The following is a 267-nucleotide window of genomic DNA, read 5'->3' on the forward strand; positions in this document are numbered from 1 at the left end:
CAAGTGAAGAAAGAAAATATAGGGAATGTATCGCCGCAAGTAAAGAAAGAAAATGTAGGAAATATAGTATCACCACAAGTGAAGAAAGAAAATATAGGAAACATAGTATCACCAAACGTATCAAAAGAAAATGTTGTTATCCCGCAAGTAATACCGCCAAATATTCAAGTGCCAAATATAATGCCGATGCTGGATAACAATCAACCACCAAACATAATGCCGATAATGGATAACGACCAAATGCCAAACATAATGCCAATAATGGAT

General features: G+C 34.8%; 1 pseudogene. It reads left to right on the forward strand.

Annotated features, from left to right (window positions below):
- A pseudogene (locus U860_RS32385) lies at positions 1 to 267 on the forward strand (peptigoglycan-binding protein LysM); the annotation flags it as partial.

Origin of the sequence: Bacillus sp. H1a (assembly GCF_000633475.1) — a bacterium.
Classification (GTDB): Bacteria; Bacillota; Bacilli; order Bacillales; family Bacillaceae_G; genus Bacillus_A; species Bacillus_A paramycoides.